Raw genomic sequence first — 16,746 nt, 5'->3', positions numbered from 1 at the left:
GACGACCTGCCGGCCCGTTCAGCCCACCGGCCAGGTGTGCACGGGCTCGCCGCCGCGCATGTGCTCCAGGTAGCGCCGGGTCATCGCGGCGATCGCCGATGTGCGGTCCATCCCGTACCGCTCGCGCAGCAGGTGCACCGTGGCGGCCTGCCAGGCGGCGCCGTTGGTGCGGCGCAGGCAGCGCTGCTCGATGATGCCGAGGTACCGGTCCCGGTCGGCCGGCTCGATGCCCCACTCGTCCAGACCCTGCCTGGCCATCGGCAGCAGTTCGGTCAGCACCAGCTCGGTGGCGGCCACCGGCGCGGTGCCCCGGGCGCCCCGGCCGGCCTTCGGCCACTGCAGCACCGCGTCGATGCCGTGCCGGGCGGCGGTGTGGAAGTTCTCGTCCGCCTGGGCGAACGGCAGCCTGGTCCAGATCGGCCTGGGCTGCTCGGCCAGCACCCGGACCAGGCCGTAGTAGAAGGCGGCGTTGGCCAGCGTGTCCACCACCGTCGGACCGGCCGGCAGACAACGGTTCTCCACCCTCAGGTGCGGGACGCCGTCCGCGACGTCGTACACCGGGCGGTTCCAGCGGTAGATGGTGCCGTTGTGCAGGCGCATCTCGGCCAGTTTCGGGATGCCGCCGGAGGCCAGCACCTTGGCCGGGTCCTCGTCGTCGCAGATCGGCAGCAGCGGCGGGAAGTACCGCTGGTTCTCGGTGAACAGGTCGAGCGCGGAGTCCACCCAGCGCTCGCCGAACCAGGTTATCGGACGCACGCCCTGCGCCTTGAGCTCCGCCGAACGGGTGTCGCATGCCTGCTGGAACAGCACCGGCCTGGTCTCCCGCCAGAGCTCGCGGCCGAACAGGAACGGCGAGTTCGCCCCCAGCGCGAGCTGCACCGAGGCGATCGCCTGGGCCGCGTTCCAGACCGGGGCGAAGCGCTCGGGGGTGACCTGGAGGTGCAGCTGCAGCGAGGTGGCGGCGGCCTCGGCGACCATCGTGACCGACTCGACGGTGAGCCGCTCCACCCCCTCGATGTCCAGGGCGATGTCCTCGCCGCGGGCGGCCTGTATCTGGTCGCTGAGCAGGGTGTACCGGTCGTTGTGGGACATCGCGTCCAGGCCGGTGTGGTCCAGGTCCAGCGTCGGCAGGATGCCGACCATCGCGATCCGGGCGCCGACCTCCTCGGCCTTCCGGTCCGCGTAGCGCAGTCCGGTGTCGATCTCCTCGCGCAGCTCGTCGAGCACGTGGCCGGTGAGCCGGCGGGCGGCGATGTTCAGTTCGATGTTGAACCGGCCCAGCTCGGTCTGGAAGTCTCCCGAGGCGATCGCCGCCAGCACCTGCTCGTTGCGCATCACCGGGCGGCCCAGGTCGTCGGCCAGGTTGAGCTCGATCTCCAGACCGACCATGGCCCTCGGCCGGTCGAAACGCCCCTCGCGCAGCATCCGCTCCAGCGCGTCCAGACAGCCCTGCAGCTTCCGGCGGTACAGCTGCCGATCGGACAGTTCCGCGCGTGTCGCCACGACCTTCTCGCCCATGGGTGCCCCTTCACCTAGGTCGACCGTCCCTGCATCATGCCCCGCCGGAAGATTTCTAGTACGAGCTCGAACACAGCGGCCGAACAAGACTACTGACGGTGCGTCAGACAATACCCCGCTTGCTATCGCACACTGAACGTGATATGAAGGTCACCCTGTGCACCTGTTCGAGTAAAATTCGCACAGCTCCTGCCCGGTGCCCGCCGCTCCCGAAGCTCTCGCGACGGCAGGCCCGCGCCCACGCCGCGATCATGCCCAACCGGACACGGCCTGGTTCCCTCAGCGCCACGCCGGTATGCCGCACTCGCACGCCGATCTAGCACGGAGAGGCGACCAGCCATGACCCTGCAGACGCCCCAGCCCCCGTTGAGCGCCCTGCGCGCCGTCCTCGCCGCCCTGGACTCCGAGGCCGCGCTCAGCCCGCCGTCGGCAGCCGCCCTGCGCGGCGCCGAACGGCTGCTCCCCGCGCATCCGCTCGCGGTGCACGTGCTCGACGAGCCCGATGCCACCCTGGCCACCGCCCGCCGGACGGGCTGGCGCTTCCTGATCCGCTCGGGGAACGAGACCGCCGCCGCGGCCGAGGTGCTGGAGACAGGGGACGGCCACACCTTCTCGCACTTCACCGCCGGCCCCTACCTGGACTCCACGCTGCGCGCGCTGCGCCAGGCGGGGCAGCTCGCCCTCGCCTCCCGGGCCAGGCACCAGCCCAGGCTGCTCTCAATGCCGGGCCACTACGCCACCGCCCTCTGGCTGCACCATCCCGAGCCCGGCCCCTCGGTCGACCTGCTGATCCCGCTCGCCCCGGCCCCGCTCGGCATCACCTCCCACCGGGTCTACCCGGCCGGCGAGCTGCTAGCCCTGCTCTCCCGGCCCCTGGCCCTCGACCGCGCCTGAACCCGGCCTCACCCGAACGGGCCATCGGCGCCGCCCCGGGCGGGTCAGTCGCCGGTGGCCCGTTCCGTGCCATCCGGCGGCGGGCGCCATCTGAACGGGTGATCCCTGGCATCCGGTTGTGGCGCATGTCACGAAATCGCTGCGCGACGCTCCCGGGATGACGACACTGGGAACCGACGCGGGGGGCGAGCTGTCCTACCCGTCGGAGCGCCGGTTCACACCTGGGCCGGCGCAGGGGACCGGATCGTCGGGGGCGGAGCACCCAGGGGCTGCGCCGGCTCGGTCGGCCGGGTGCAAGCAGCGAAGCGAGGGTACGAAGATGTGCCAGCACCGTCCTGAGTGTCCGTCAGCGGAGTCCACCGATCACGAGGCGGCCGTCACCGTCGCCTGCCACCCCGACCAGGGATGGAGCCTGCTCTGCAACGGCGTCCTGCTCTTCGACGACACCGGCGAGCTGCTGCCCGACGGCCGGGTGATCGGCCCCCGCCGCCCGCTGGCGATCGCCTCCTGACCGAACGCCGGGTGCCCCCGGCGGAGTGACTCCACCGGGGGCACCTGTTCAGCGGCTCAGGAGCCGTACTCGTCCAGCGGCGGGCAGGAGCAGACCAGGTTGCGGTCGCCGTACGCGCCGTCGATCCGGCTCACCGGCGGCCAGTACTTGTCCGCCGGGTTCACGCCGGCCGGGAAGACGGCCTCCTGGCGCGAGTAGCCGTGCGTCCACTCGCCGGCCATCGTGGCGGCGGTGTGCGGGGCGTTGCGCAGCGGGTTGTCGTCCGCCGCCCACTCGCCGCTGCCGACCTTCTCGATCTCCGCGCGGATCTCGATCATGGTGTCGCAGAACCGGTCGATCTCGCCCAGGTCCTCGGACTCGGTCGGCTCGATCATCAGCGTGCCGGCCACCGGGAAGGACATGGTCGGGGCGTGGAAGCCGTAGTCGATCAGACGCTTGGCGATGTCGTCCACGGTCACCCCCGTCTCCTTCGTGAGCGGGCGCAGGTCGATGATGCACTCGTGCGCGACCAGCCCGCCCGGACCGGTGTAGAGCACCGGGAAGTGCGGGGCGAGCCGCTTGGCGATGTAGTTGGCGTTCAGCACCGCGACCTGGGTGGCGCGCTTGAGGCCCTCGCCGCCCATCAGCCTGACGTACGCCCAGGAGATCGGCAGGATGGCCGCCGAGCCCCACGGCGCGGCCGAGATCGGGCCGACGCCGGTGGCCGGGCCCGCCTCGGACTGCAGCGGGTGGTTCGGCAGGTACGGCGCCAGGTGCGAGCGCACCGCGACCGGGCCGACGCCCGGACCGCCGCCGCCGTGCGGGATGCAGAAGGTCTTGTGCAGGTTCAGGTGTGAGACGTCGGCGCCGAACTTGCCCGGCTTGGCCAGGCCGACCAGCGCGTTCAGGTTGGCGCCGTCCACGTACACCTGGCCGCCTGCCTCGTGCACGGCCGCGCAGATGTCGGTGATCTGGGTCTCGAACACGCCGTGGGTGGACGGGTAGGTGACCATCAGCACGGCGAGCTGGTCGCGGTGCTGCTCGATCTTGGCCTGGAGGTCCTCGACGTCCACGTCACCGTCGGTCAGGGTCTTCACCACGACCACCCGCATGCCGGCCATCACGGCGGAGGCCGCGTTGGTGCCGTGCGCGGAGGCCGGGATCAGGCAGACGTCGCGCTGGGTGTCGCCGTTGGCGCGGTGGTACGCGCGGACCGCGAGCAGACCGGCCAGCTCGCCCTGCGAACCGGCGTTCGGCTGGATGGAGACCGCGTCGTAGCCGGTCACCTCGACCAGCTGCTGCTCCAGCTGCCGGATCAGGGTCAGGAAGCCCTCGGCCTGCTCCACCGGGGCGAACGGGTGCAGCTGGCCGAACTCGGGCCAGGTCACCGGCTCCATCTCGGTGGTCGCGTTGAGCTTCATGGTGCAGGAGCCCAGCGGGATCATGCCCCGGTCCAGCGCGTAGTCCCGGTCCGCGAGGCGGCGCAGGTAGCGCAGCATCTGGGTCTCCGAGCGGTGGCTGTGGAAGACCGGGTGGGTCAGGTACTCGTCCTGGCGGAGCAGCGCGGCGGGCAGCGCGGCGGCGGTCTCCACGACCTCGGCGGTGACGCCGAAGGCGGCCCAGACGGCGGCCAGGTGCTCGCGGGTGGTGGTCTCGTCGCAGGAGATCGAGACCAGGTCCTCGCTGACCCGGAAGAGGTTCACGCCGTTGTCGCGGGCAGCGGCGACGACCGCCGCGGCTCGGCCCGGCACCTTGGCGGTGACGGTGTCGAAGAACTCACCGGTGGTCAGCTCGACGCCACCCGCGCGCAGGCCCTCGGCCAGCGCGGCGGCGTAGCGGTGGGTCCGGCGGGCGATGTCGGCCAGGCCGTCCGGGCCGTGGTAGACCGCGTACATCGAGGCCATCACGGCGAGCAGCACCTGGGCGGTGCAGATGTTGGAGGTGGCCTTCTCGCGGCGGATGTGCTGCTCGCGGGTCTGCAGCGCCAGCCGGTAGGCGCGGTTGCCGTCGGCGTCCACCGAGACCCCGACCAGACGGCCGGGCAGGCTGCGCGCGTACGCGGCGCGGACCGCCAGGTAGCCGGCGTGCGGGCCGCCGAAGCCCATCGGGACGCCGAAGCGCTGCGAGGTGCCGCAGGCGATGTCGGCGCCGAGCGAGCCCGGCGACTTGAGCAGGGTGAGCGCCAGCAGGTCGGCGGCGACCGCGACGATCGCGCCCAGGCCGTGCGCCTGCTCGATCACCGGGGCCAGGTCGCGGACCGCGCCGGAGGCACCGGGGTACTGGAGCAGCACGCCGAACACACCGCGCTCGGCGACCTCGGCCGGGATGCCGGCCGACAGGTCGGCGACGACCACCTCGACGCCGGTCGGCTCGGCCCGGGTCTCGATCACCGCGATCGTCTGCGGCAGGGTGTCCGCGTCGACCAGGAAGACCCCGCCCTTGACCTTGCCGACCCGGCGGGCCAGCGCCATCGCCTCGGCGGCGGCGGTGCCCTCGTCGAGCAGCGACGAACCGGAGGTGTCCAGCCCGGTCAGGTCGGCGACCACGGTCTGGAAGTTGATCAGGGCCTCCAGCCGGCCCTGCGAGATCTCCGGCTGGTACGGCGTGTAGGCCGTGTACCAGGCCGGGTTCTCCAGCACGTTGCGCAGGATCACCGGCGGGGTGAAGGTGCCGTAGTAGCCGAGGCCGATCATCGGCTGGAGTACCTGGTTGCGGCCCGCCAGCTCGCGCAGCTCGGCCAGCACCTGCGCCTCGCTGCGGCCGGCCGGGAGGCCGAGCGCGGTCAGGCTCCGGATCGCGTCCGGGACGGCGGCGTCGGACAACTCGTCCAGCGAGCCGTACCCGACCTGCGCCAGCATCTTGTCCTGGGCGGCGGCGTCGGGGCCGATGTGACGGTTCTCGAAGGGGCTTGACTGCTCAAGCTCGGTGAGGGTCGGCTGGGCGTTCATGGGGTCGAGGCCTCCTGGTCACGGACCGGCGGGGGCACGCACGCCGGACGGCAACACCACTGTGGGGCAGCGGAGCCGGGGACGAACGAGCCCGTCAGGCCTCCCCCTCTGTCATCGGTACCTGAGAGCTTCGCACGCACGCGGCGGCCGGAGCCGCCCCGTCGGCTTGCACCGTCGGTGAGGGTGGGGCCCGTCGGCTCCCTCGCCGTCGGTCCTGCCCTGCTTTCCAGAGTGACCTACCCCGCACGGTACGGATGCCTGAGAGATTCCGGGGAGGGTTTGCTCCTTCGGCGTCCCCGTGACACCACGCGAGCGGTGCGGGGACTCTCCCGAGCGGGCTCGGCAGTCGCGGCCCAGGGTACCAGCGGACCGCCGGTTGATCACGGGTGCCCCGGAGGGTACTCGCTGCCCCGGACGGGTGCGTCCGGCTCGCGGGGGTCAACCGGATGGCTTTGGGTGTGAAGTACGGCCGACCAGCTCCTTCGGCCGTCTCCTGACGGTGTGCCAACGGGGCTTTCGTACTTGCTGGAGGACAGCGTGCAGACCGACATCGACCCGCGAGACCTGATCGGCCACAAGGCGGTCGACCGGAACGGCGACAAGATCGGCACGGTCGACGAGGTGTACCTGGACGACGCGACCGGCGAACCGGAGTGGGCCGCCGTCCGGACCGGGATCTTCGGCCGGGACGCCTTCGTCCCGTTGACCACCAGCGAGTTCTCCGGGGAGGAGCTCAGGGTGCCGTACGACAAGTCGCTCATCAAGGACTCCCCCGACTTCGGGGTCGGCCAGCACCTCTCCCCCGCCCAGGAGCTCCAGCTCTACCGGTACTACGGCCTGGACGGGGGCAGCGCCGCTGCCCCGGCCGCGGCAGGCAATGGCTCGGGGCCCGGCAAGGACCTCGACTTCGGCACCCTCAGCAAGGACACCAGCATGAACGCTTCACCCGCCGCTCCGACGGTGGCGGCCGCCCCGATGGCTTTCACCACCGCCGCCGAGGCCCCGGCCGGCCGGCACCAGGCCGAGCCGCCGATGGCCGCGCCGCCCACCACCACCGCCCACGTCCCGACCGTGCCCGGCAACGCACCCGCCGACCCGGTGGAGATCACCTGCCGCGAGGAGCGGCTGGACGTCACCACCGAGTGGCACGTGTTGGGGACGGCGAAGCTCCGCAAGTACGTCACCTCGGAGCCGGTCGAGCGCAAGGTGCCGGTGGTGAAGGAGCGGGTCCGGGTGGAGCGGGTGCCCGTCACCGAGGCGGAGCGGGCAGCGCTCAGCGAGCACGAGATCGCCGAGGCGGTCGAGGAGGTGACGCTCCGGGAGGAACGGCCGGTGGTGCGCAAGTACCTGGCGCCGGTGGAGCGGGTCCGCCTGGTGGTCGAGCGCTTCACCGAGGAGACGGTGATCCGCGAGGAGCTGCGCCGCGAGCAGGTGGAGATCCACGACAGCACCACGGTCCCGGGTCCCGACGCCGCGCCCGCCCCGACGTCCCCGAACGGCGCCCAGCTGCGCCCGGAGCCGCTCCGCCCGGCCTGACGCCGCGCCACTTTGCCAAAGCTTCACCAAGCAATATTTGACAGAGTGAAGTATCTGGCGCCATGGTTACTTCAGTTCATTTACTTTCGTCCACCTGAAGCTCTCCGCACGGGTGGCCCGAACTGGAGGAAAATCCGTGAGGCCGAGCAGCGCGCGCGTGCTCCCCGCCCTGGTGTTGGCGATGCTGGCGTTCAGCGTGGTGCAGACCGCGGTCGTCCCGATCCTGCCTTCCCTGGCCAAGGAACTGGACGTCTCCGGTTCGAACATCACCTGGCTGATGACGGCGAACCTGCTGTCCGCCGCCGTACTGACCCCGCTGCTCGGCCGCTTCGGCGACCTGCGCGGCCGCAAGCCGATGCTGCTGGTCTCGCTCGGCGGCCTGGTCGCCGGATCTGCCCTGGCGGTCGGCACCCACTCGTTCACCTGGCTGGTGGTCGCCCGCGTCCTGCAGGGCGCAGGCGGCGGGGTGCTCCCGCTGGCGATCAGCATCGTCCGGGACGAGCTCCCCAGGGAGAAGGTCACCGGCGGCGTGGCGCTGATCAGCGCCTCGATGGGCGTCGGCAGCGGCCTCGGCCTGGTCGCCACCGGCCTGCTGCTGGAGCACTGGAACTACAAGTCGATCTTCTGGATGGGCCTGGCCTTCGGCCTGCTGGCCGTCGTCCTGGTGATCTTCCGGGTCCCGACCGACCCGGTCACCGACAAGAACGGCGGCGCCGACCCGCTCGGCGCGATCACCCTGGCCGGCTGGCTCTCCGCCCTGCTGGTCGCGGTCAGCCAGGGCAACACCTGGGGCTGGACCTCCAACCGCACCCTTGGCCTGTTCGCCCTCGCCGCGGTGATCGCACTGGTCTGGGGCCTGATCGAGGTCAGGGTCGCCCACCCGCTGGTGGACATGAAGATGATGGCCCGTCCGGCCGTCGCCTTCACCAACCTCTCCGGGATGCTGATCGGCTTCGGCATGTACGGCTCGTTCCTGGTCATCAGCAACTTCGCCCAGACCCCGGAGAAGCTCGCCCACTACGGCTTCACCGCCAGCGTGCTGCACGCCGGCGTGATGCTGCTTCCCTCCGCCGTCGGCTCGATGGTCGCCGCCCCGGTCGGTGCGCTGCTGATCGCCCGCCGCGGGCCCCGCCTGCCGCTGGTCCTCGGCGGCCTGCTCGGCGGTATCGGCCTGATCTACCTGGCGCTCCGCCACGGGGCCGAGGCCGACATCTACCTCTCCTCCGCCGTGTTCGGCCTCGGCGTCGGCCTCGCCTACGCCGCGATGCCCGCGTACATCAACGGCGCCGTCCCGGTCGAGCAGTCCGGCATCGCCAACGGCATGAACGCGGTCCTGCGCACCGTCGGTGGCGCCATCGGCACCGCCGTGATGGGCGCCATCCTCACCGGTGACCTGATCCCGCACCTGCCGGTCGCGCTGCCCACCCTGGCGGCCTACCAGCACGCGTTCTGGGTGGCCGGCACGATGTGCCTGGTCGCCGCCGTGGTGCCGTTCGCGATCCGCAGGATCAAGACCACCCCCGCCCCGGTCGAGGCTGCCGCCTCCGCCCCGGAGCTGGTGAAGACCGACGCCTGACGAGGCGTCCGACCGCGCGCTCAGGGACGGGTCGCGCGGTCGCCGGGCCCACGGCGGTACGTGAGGGCAATCACGACCGCACGGAACGGCCCTGCAACGGGAGCGGCCCCCGACACCACTGGACACGGTGTCGGGGGCCGCTCCCGTCCGTCAGTCCTCCTCGTCCGGGAGCACCATGCCAGGCCGCAGCGGCTGCGGCCTGGACGGCGTCAGCTCCGGGTCGTCCACCGCGAAGGTACGGACCCGGCCGATCTCGCTCTGCGGTGTCTCGAACCGCACCGTGACCCGGCCGACGCCGCTGCCCTGCACCCAGCCGGGGCCGAGCTGAGCGTGCGTCACGTCCTGGCCGGGGCGCCAGTGCCGGATCTCCTCCACCACCGGCTCCGGGTCGGCCCTGGTCTCCTCGCGCCCCTCCTCCAGCGCCGCCCGCTCGGCCCGCTCGGCCTGCTCCGCCTGCGCGAACAGGTCCTCCTGGGTGAAGTCGGCCAGCTGCGACACCCCGACCCCGAGCAGCCGGACGCCACCGGTGATGTCCACCTGCAGCGCCAGCCGCCGAGCCGTCTCGGCGATCACCGTCTCGTCGTCGGTGGGCGCCCGAAGCGTCTCGGAGCGGGTCAGGGTGGAGAAGTCGAAGCGGCGCACCTTGAGCACCACCGTCCGCCCCGAGCGGCCGCTCGCGTGCAGACGGCGGACGCAGCGCACCGCCAGCACGTCGATCTCCTCCAGCACCCGCCCGCGGTCCAGCAGGTCCACCTCGAAGGTGTCCTCGACCGAGACCGACTTCGCGTCCCGGTCCGGCACCACCGGGCGGTCGTCCTCACCGGTCGACATGTGGAACACGCCGAGCCCGTGCGAGCGCCCCAGCAGCTGGACCAGCTCCGCCTCCCCCGCCGCCGTCAGGTCCGCCACCTTCTCCAGGCCGACCCGGCGCAGCGCCTGCTCGGTGGCCGGACCGATGCCGGGCAGCGCCCGGACCGGCATGGTGGCCAGCAGCGCCCGCTCCTGCCCGGCCTCGACCAGCACGAGACCGTCCGGCTTGGCCTGCTCCGAGGCGATCTTCGCCATCAGCTTGGACGTGGCCAGACCGACCGAGGCCGTCAGGCCCGTCCGCTCGGCGATGTCCGCCCGCAGGTCGGCCGCGATCGCCATGATCAGCTCCGGCGCCGCCACCGGTCCGGCCGCCGCCAGCAGCGGACCGTACGGGCCCGCCTCCAGATCGACGAAGGCCTCGTCCACGCTGAGCTGCTCGACCAGCGGGGAGAGCTCCCGGAGCAGGCCCATCACCAACTCGCTGACCTGCCGGTAGGCCTCGAACCTGCCGGTCAGGAAGGCCGCGTTCGGGCAGAGCCGCCGGGCCTGGGCCATCGGCATCGCCGAGTGCACGCCGAACCTCCGCGCCTCGTACGAGGCGGTGGAGACCACGCCCCGGCCGCCGAGACCACCCACGATCACCGGCTTCCCGCGCAGGCTCGGCTTGGCCGCCTGCTCCACCGCCGCGAAGAAGGCGTCCATGTCGAGGTGGAGGATGCTCGGCACTGACCGCACGTCTCGATCATCCCGCAGGGGTACGACAGTTTCCGGGCGATCCGGTCCCGCTGTGTCAGGTGCCGGATCAGCGCGCCGCGTCCGCCAGTGCCCGGCTCAGGCCGTGCTCCTGCTCACCGAGGAACTTCGGGTCCGGCTCGAAGAGCGCGTTCAGCGCCGCCTTGCCCGCCCCGGGGATCTCCCGCAGCCCGCCGTAGTACCAGGTGCGGTCGTTCGGCTCGTCCACCCCGACCGCGTACGAGTCGATGCCCGCCGCCTGACAGAGCGCCAGCGCCCGGCGGACGTGGAAGGTCTGACTGATCAGCACCGCCCGCTCCACGCCGAAGATCCGCTGCGCCCGGGTGCACGAGTCCCACGTGTCGAAGCCGGCGTAGTCCTCGACCACCCGCGTCCCCGGCACACCGTGCTCCACCAGGTAGTCGCGCATCGCGTCGGTCTCGTCGTACTCGGTCCTGCTGTTGTCGCCGGTCACCAGGACGGCCTGGATCCGCCGGTCCTGATAGAGCGTCACGGCCGCGTCCAGCCGGTGGGCCAGGTAGGGCGAGGGCTTGCCGTCGAACAGGCCCGCCCCGAACACCACCGCCACCGGGGCGCTGGGCGCCTGCGCCACCGTGCCGACCCTGTCCCCCGCGCCGAGCCAGAGCCAGGTCATCGGCGCCAGGGCCACCGCGCTCGCCGCCACCACGGCCTGGAACAGCCGCCGCTGCACCGCTCGACGCATCGTCTCTCCCCTTGATCGTTCCTCCGGGGAGAGCGACGCGCGGTCAGCCCGCGCGGTTGCGGCGCTGGGCCAGTTCGTCGGCCGGGTCCTGGCCGACCATGGTCTCGCCGGTGTCGGTGCGCTCGGCGTGCAACCGGCTCAGGGCCGTCTCCAGCTCCCGCCAGACCGCGCCCACCGCGATCCCGAACACGCCCTGACCACCCTTCAGCAGATCGACGACCTGCTGCGGCGTGGTGCACTCGTACACGGTGGCGCCGTCGGACATCAGGGTCAGCCCGGTCAGGTCCTCGGCGTCGGTGCCGCGCAGGTGACTGACCGCGACCCGGATGTTCTGCAGGGACACCCCGGCGTCCAGCAGCCTTCTGACGATCTTGAGCAGCAGGACGTCGCGGAAGCTGTACAGCCGCTGCGAGCTGGCCGGGTAGGCCGTCCGCACGCTCGGCTCCAGCAGGCCCGTCCGGGCCCAGTAGTCCAGCTGGCGGTAGGTGATACCGGCCGCCGCACAGGCCGTCGGGCCCCGGTAGCCGACCAGCGCCGAGGTCGGCTCCAGCCGCTCGATCGCGGGCTGGCCCGCCTGGATCGCGGGGAACCGGCTGACCCTAGGCAGCTCCAGCTCGGCCCCTGCACCCTCGCGGGCCCGCTCCAGCACACTGCGCGCGGAGCGCGGGACGTGCACGGAGCACTGGCCTCCGACGGCTGCTTCGTCGCCCATGCCGCTCATGCCTACCTCCGTCCGCTCGTCCTGATGCCCCGTCGGCCCCCGGAAGGCGTAACCGACCGGAGCCACTCCTGACGGTAAGCAGTCGCCCCGGACCCGTCAACGATCGCCACGCCGGGCTCCGGTGACAATGTCACTCGGCGGAGTGGTTTTTCGTGCCCTTGGTGTGGGTATGCGAACGCCCTTTGGCAAAACCGGATTTGCGGACGGCCGGCGCGGCGGACTACTGCGACCGGGCTACTGCTGACCGCCGAAGTCCTCCGGCGAGATCTGGTCGAGGAACTCGCGGAACTTCTCCACCTCGTCCTCCTGCTCGTCCGGGATCGCGATGCCCGCCTCGGCGAGGACCTCCTCGGCCCCGAAGATCGGCGTACCGGTGCGCAGCGCCAGCGCTATCGCGTCGGACGGCCTGGCACTGACCTCCACGCCGCCGGAGAAGATCAGCTCGGCGTAGAAGACGCCGTCCCTGAGGTCGCTGATCCGGACCTCGGTGAGCTGCTGGCCGAGCGCCTCCAGCACGTCCTTGAACAGGTCGTGGGTCAGCGGCCGCACCGGAGTCATGCCCTGCTGGGCGAAGGCGATCGCCGTCGCCTCACCAGGACCGATCCAGATCGGCAGGTACCGATCGCCTCCTACCTCCCGAAGCAGCACGATCGGCTGATTGGAAGGCATCTCCACCCTGACACCCACGACGTCGAGCTCGTTCACATCGCAACCCTATGACCCCTGCCCCGGATATGAAAGCGCAGCCGGTCAGCGCTACGTCCGCGAACGCAGCCCCGCCTGCACCATGGCCGCGTGCAGCCGGACCGAGAGGGTGGCCAGCTCCCGCGCGGTTGCCTCGGCGTGGGCCCGGGTCTGGGGGTTGCGGTGGCGCCGGAGCGGGGCCACCACCTGGTCGATCAGGGCCACTTCACGCTCGGCCCCGGCCTTCACCGCCCGCAGGTGCCGCGGCTCCAGACCGAACCGGCCCAGCTCCGCCACCAGCCGGGCCACCTGGAGCGCCTCGCCGTCGTACCCGCCGTCGGGACCGGCCGAGATCAGCCCGTACGACTCCCACTCGACCAGCTCGGCCTCGCCGGCCTCGGCGGCCGCCAGCAGCTCGGATCGGCCCAGCCGCACCCCGCCGCCCGGGGCCACCAACTCGCGGTCCGCCTCCTCCAGCGGCCCAGGCCGGTTGTCGGGCGCGGGCAGCGCCGGGGGCGCCTCGCCGCGCTCGATCGCGTCCAGGTGCTCGCGGATCACCCGCAGTGGCAAGTAGTGGTCCCGCTGCATCCGCAGCACGTACGCCAGCCGGTCCAGGTCCGCGGAGCTGAACTTGCGGTAGCCCGAGGGCGTCCGCTGCGGCTCCACCAGGCCCTCCGCCTCCAGGAAGCGGATCTTCGAGATGGTGACCTCGGGGAAGTCGTCCCGGAGGAACGTCAGCACCGCACCGATGCTGAGCAGTTCGTCACCGCGCCGCCGCACCTCGCCCGCCCGGCGCGAGCCGGGGAGGGGCGAGAGCTCGACGGTGCTGGGGGTGTGCGCGGTCACTCGGGCTCCTGCCGACGTTGGGTTCAGTACCCCCGCTGGTGACTGGCGAAGAAGACCAGCCGGTACTTGCCGATCTGCACCTCGTCGCCGTTGTTGAGCTGCACCTCGTCGATCCGCTCGCGGTTGACGTAGGTGCCGTTCAGGCTGCCCACGTCGGCCACCGTGAAGCCGCCCGGGTGGCGCCGGAACTCCACGTGCCGACGGGAGACCGTGACGTCGTCCAGGAAGATGTCACCCTCGGGGTGACGCCCGGCCGTGGTCACGTCCGCGTCCAGCAGGAAGCGGCTGCCCGAGTTCGGGCCGCGCTGGACGATCAGCAGGGCCGAGCCCGGCGGCAGCGCGTCGATCGCCGACAGCACCTCGGCCGACAGCGCCGGAGTGGCGCCCGTGCCGGTGGTGGTGTTGGGGTCGTACGACTCCAGGCCGGAGATCGAGATCGTCGAGGTGGTCTCGGCCGCGCCCTCGGGCAGCTGCCCGCCGCGCAGCGCCGTACCGCAGTTGGAGCAGAAGCGTGCCGTGGCCGGGTTCAGGTTCCCGCACCGGAGGCACGGAGTCGGACCACCGGCCATCTGCGCTGCCTCCTGGTGCGGCACACCCGGCAGGGTGTGATCGGCATAGGGGTTCTCCTGGGCGAACCCTCCACCGGAGGTTGAGGGTCCCGTCTGGAAACCTATGCGCGGAGCGCCCGAACCGTCGGCCGACGCGCCGTAGCCCGCCGGATTCTGCCCGCCCTCGCGGTACAGCGGACGCTCGGAGTACTGCGCCTGGTCGGACGCGGGCCGCATCGCGGGCACGGACGACTCGTCCGCACGGCGGTGCCGCGCGGTCGGCTCCTCGACGGCCGCGGGGCGGCGGTTGGTACGGCCGAACAGCTTCGAGAACAGACTCACGGGCGAATCCCCTTGCGTGTGACAGACCCGCCCGCGGGGCAGGGTGTGAGGCTCGGACAGGCGGTCGGCCGGACTGGCGGCCGCGATCGGGCGAGCGGTACGTCCCAGTGTCTCCGACGCCGGAGCGGCCGCCCGCACCGGGGGCGGTCCGGAACTGACGGACCGTACGGAACTCGGGCCGTCACTTCGCCGCCGGCTTGGCGTACTGAGGAACCGTCGGAGCGGCCAGGGCGTCCACGACGACCTTCTGCTCCTGGGTGATGGTGGCACGTGCCTGCTGCTTCTCCAGGCTGCGCACCACGCCGCCCGGGATGTTCAGCGCGGGCGTCAGGTCCTGCGGGTTCCCCACCACGGTGAACCGGAACGGCGCCGAGACGGTCCTGCCGTCGACCTGCACGCCGTTGTCCGTGTCGGTGAAGTAGGTGCCTGCCACCACTCGCACGTCGTTGATCTGAATCGCCTCCGCCCCTGCGGCTCGGAGTTCCTGCAGGGTGTCCAGCAGCATATCCGCCTTCACCTGCCGTTGGGGATCATCGATCGTCAGCACGATCCCCGGGCCGGTGGCCCGGACCGTACCGGCCAGCACCCCGAGCTCCGTCGCCTTCTTCCTGGTCTGCTCCTGGGCCTCCTTGGCCTGGTTGGAGCTGTTCTCCAACTGCGCCAGGGACTGTTCCAGTTGCGTCTTCTCCTGGAGGAGACGCTGCTGACGGCTGTCCAGTTCGTCCAGGATCCGGACCAGGTCCTCCTGCCGCGCACCGCGCAGCTGGTTGTGGTCATTGGTCGACCGCACCTGTACCGCCAGCGCGAAGCCGAGCACCATCAGCAGCGTCGCCACCACGACCTGGCCCCGGGACAGCCGGGGCGGCCAGAGCGCGACACTCAGCCGACGGCGCGGGTCGTTCGCCGGCTCAGGCGTTGGCGCAGGCTGAGGCGTCCGTTCAGGGGCGGGCTCAGGCTCGGGGGGCGACTCGGGCTCCGGGGTCGGCTCGGGCCGCTGCTCCTCGGGATGTTCTTCCGCTGCCATCGATCCCCCTCCTCAGGCCCGGAACACGTGCCGGCGGATGGCCGCCGCGTTGGAGAAGATCCGGATGCCGAGCACCACCACCACGCCGGTGGACAGCTGCGACCCGACGCCCAGCTGGTCGCCCAGGTAGACGATGAGGGCCGCGACCACCACGTTGGAGAGGAACGAGACCACGAACACCTTGTCGTCGAAGATGCCGTCCAGCATCGCCCGGACACCACCGAAGACCGCGTCGAGCGCCGCCACCACCGCGATCGGCAGGTAGGGCACCACGGCGTCCGGCACCTCGGGCTGGACGATCAGACCGACGACCACGCCGATCACGAGACCCAGAACGGCAATCACGGTGTAGCTGCTCCTGAGGTGTCGGGCTGCGCGTAGCGCAGCGTGATGCCGAGCGCACCCGGCACGGTCAGGTTCTTCTGGACGGTCAGGGTGGACTTGATGCCGTACCCGTCCTGGATGAGCTTGAGGTAACGCCCCGCCTCGCCGTCCTGGAACGTCTGGGCGAACTTCGCACCGTCGCCGATCGCGAGCACCGTGTACGGCGGCACCAGCGGCCGGTTGTCCACCAGCACGGCGTCACCGGCCGCCCGGATCGCGGAGAGCTCGGTCAGCCGCTGCCCGTTCACCGAGACGGCTTCGGCCCCGGCCCGCCACAGGCCGTTGACGACCAGTTGGATGTCACGGTCCTTCAGCCGACCGGTGTTCTGGAAGCCCTCCGCCTCGCGCGGGTTGGAGACCGAGCCGCCTGCGCCGGTACCGGACGCGTCCTCCAGCAGCAGCTTCACCCCGGGGCCGCTCACGGCGGCGGTGCCGGCCCGGCCGGCCAGCTGCGCCAGCGCCTCGTTGCCGTCGGCCTGGAGGGCCTGGCTCTGCGCCCGGTCGACCTTGCCGCGCAGGTCCTGGATCTGCTGCTGGAGGTGGTCGGTGTTGCCGTTCGCGTCCTTGACCCGCTGCACCAAGGCGTCCCGCTCCTTGGCCAGGGTCGGTGCAGCCTGGCGTGAGGTGACCGCGCCGACCGTCACCACGACGGTGGCGAGCGCCAAGCCGAGCGCGAGCACCGCCTTGCCCTTGAGCGCGGTCGGCATCCGGCGCGGGCCCTCGCCCTCGTGGGCCCTGGCCGCCTCGGCGTAGCCCTCGTCCAGGCCGTGGTCCATCACGCTGGTCAGCAGGGACATCGAGGCGTCGGGGCGGGAGTAGCGTCCGTCCCGGTCACTCGGCGTCGGCGATGCTGGCATGCGGAACATCGTCCCATGTCGCGGGCGGCCGCCGTGCACACCCCCTGCCGTACACGCGGCGAATGACCACCCGATCGTGATCGTCCGCTGCCCGGGAACGCCGCGGGGCGGG

The 16,746-nt window shown here is 71.8% G+C and carries 15 protein-coding genes and 1 riboswitch; of the genes, 4 read left to right on the top strand and 11 right to left on the bottom strand.

Going from position 1 to position 16,746, the window contains the following annotated elements; all coding sequences use genetic code 11:
• Positions 1 to 18: 18 nt before the first annotated feature.
• Positions 19 to 1,518: a glutamate-cysteine ligase family protein gene (locus ACKUU6_RS27960; RefSeq protein WP_407991340.1), complete on the bottom strand. Its 1,500-nt coding sequence runs from the start codon at positions 1,516 to 1,518 to the stop codon at positions 19 to 21.
• 339 nt (positions 1,519 to 1,857) lie between these two features.
• Here ACKUU6_RS27960 and ACKUU6_RS27955 point away from each other — a divergent pair, with 339 nt between their 5' ends.
• Entirely contained in the window at positions 1,858 to 2,412 is a 555-nt protein-coding gene (locus tag ACKUU6_RS27955) for a hypothetical protein (RefSeq protein ID WP_407991339.1), read from the top strand.
• A gap of 319 nt (positions 2,413 to 2,731) precedes the next feature.
• Positions 2,732 to 2,923 (top strand): DUF5999 family protein, encoded by a 192-nt coding sequence (locus ACKUU6_RS27950; RefSeq protein ID WP_407991338.1) that lies wholly within the window; start codon positions 2,732 to 2,734, stop codon positions 2,921 to 2,923.
• A gap of 56 nt (positions 2,924 to 2,979) precedes the next feature.
• On the opposite strand, the gene gcvP is transcribed toward ACKUU6_RS27950, so the two are convergent.
• On the bottom strand, positions 2,980 to 5,850 hold the full coding sequence (gene gcvP, locus ACKUU6_RS27945; RefSeq protein WP_407991337.1) for an aminomethyl-transferring glycine dehydrogenase: 2,871 nt from the start codon (positions 5,848 to 5,850) through the stop codon (positions 2,980 to 2,982).
• Positions 5,851 to 6,086: 236 nt separating this feature from the next.
• Positions 6,087 to 6,192, bottom strand: a riboswitch (glycine riboswitch).
• A 195-nt stretch (positions 6,193 to 6,387) separates the two neighbouring features.
• Between gcvP and ACKUU6_RS27940 the strand changes: the two genes are divergently transcribed.
• Complete coding sequence (locus ACKUU6_RS27940; RefSeq protein WP_407991336.1) at positions 6,388 to 7,386, top strand: DUF2382 domain-containing protein; 999 nt, start codon at positions 6,388 to 6,390, stop codon at positions 7,384 to 7,386.
• Positions 7,387 to 7,522: 136 nt separating this feature from the next.
• Positions 7,523 to 8,962: an MFS transporter gene (locus tag ACKUU6_RS27935; RefSeq protein WP_407991335.1), complete on the top strand. Its 1,440-nt coding sequence runs from the start codon at positions 7,523 to 7,525 to the stop codon at positions 8,960 to 8,962.
• Positions 8,963 to 9,112: 150 nt separating this feature from the next.
• On the opposite strand, the gene ACKUU6_RS27930 is transcribed toward ACKUU6_RS27935, so the two are convergent.
• The 9 genes from ACKUU6_RS27930 to ACKUU6_RS27890 all read right to left on the bottom strand — a co-directional run bounded on the left by ACKUU6_RS27930 (position 9,113) and on the right by ACKUU6_RS27890 (position 16,634).
• Complete coding sequence (locus tag ACKUU6_RS27930; protein WP_407991334.1) at positions 9,113 to 10,507, bottom strand: DNA polymerase IV; 1,395 nt, start codon at positions 10,505 to 10,507, stop codon at positions 9,113 to 9,115.
• A 67-nt stretch (positions 10,508 to 10,574) separates the two neighbouring features.
• Complete coding sequence (locus ACKUU6_RS27925; protein ID WP_407991333.1) at positions 10,575 to 11,228, bottom strand: SanA/YdcF family protein; 654 nt, start codon at positions 11,226 to 11,228, stop codon at positions 10,575 to 10,577.
• Positions 11,229 to 11,271: 43 nt separating this feature from the next.
• Complete coding sequence (locus ACKUU6_RS27920; protein WP_407991332.1) at positions 11,272 to 11,949, bottom strand: MerR family transcriptional regulator; 678 nt, start codon at positions 11,947 to 11,949, stop codon at positions 11,272 to 11,274.
• Positions 11,950 to 12,183: 234 nt separating this feature from the next.
• Positions 12,184 to 12,654, bottom strand: a complete 471-nt coding sequence (locus ACKUU6_RS27915; RefSeq protein ID WP_407991331.1) for a bifunctional nuclease family protein — start codon at positions 12,652 to 12,654, stop codon at positions 12,184 to 12,186.
• Positions 12,655 to 12,705: 51 nt separating this feature from the next.
• Positions 12,706 to 13,413, bottom strand: a complete 708-nt coding sequence (locus tag ACKUU6_RS27910; RefSeq protein WP_407992261.1) for a MerR family transcriptional regulator — start codon at positions 13,411 to 13,413, stop codon at positions 12,706 to 12,708.
• 89 nt (positions 13,414 to 13,502) lie between these two features.
• Entirely contained in the window at positions 13,503 to 14,369 is an 867-nt protein-coding gene (locus ACKUU6_RS27905) for an FHA domain-containing protein (protein WP_407991330.1), read from the bottom strand.
• A gap of 181 nt (positions 14,370 to 14,550) precedes the next feature.
• A complete protein-coding gene (locus ACKUU6_RS27900; protein WP_407991329.1) occupies positions 14,551 to 15,393 on the bottom strand; it encodes a DUF881 domain-containing protein in 843 nt (280 codons plus the stop codon).
• A 12-nt stretch (positions 15,394 to 15,405) separates the two neighbouring features.
• Entirely contained in the window at positions 15,406 to 15,738 is a 333-nt protein-coding gene (locus ACKUU6_RS27895) for a small basic family protein (protein ID WP_057236160.1), read from the bottom strand.
• Positions 15,735 to 16,634, bottom strand: a complete 900-nt coding sequence (locus tag ACKUU6_RS27890) for a DUF881 domain-containing protein (protein ID WP_407991328.1) — start codon at positions 16,632 to 16,634, stop codon at positions 15,735 to 15,737. Before ACKUU6_RS27890 ends, ACKUU6_RS27895 begins: the two co-directional genes overlap by 4 nt.
• Positions 16,635 to 16,746: the final 112 nt, after the last annotated feature.

Origin of the sequence: Kitasatospora sp. CMC57, assembly GCF_045866025.2 — a bacterium.
In the GTDB taxonomy this organism is placed as follows: domain Bacteria; phylum Actinomycetota; class Actinomycetes; order Streptomycetales; family Streptomycetaceae; genus Kitasatospora.
Note: the sequence above shows the minus strand (reverse complement) of the source record. Positions and strands in the feature narration are given on the sequence as shown.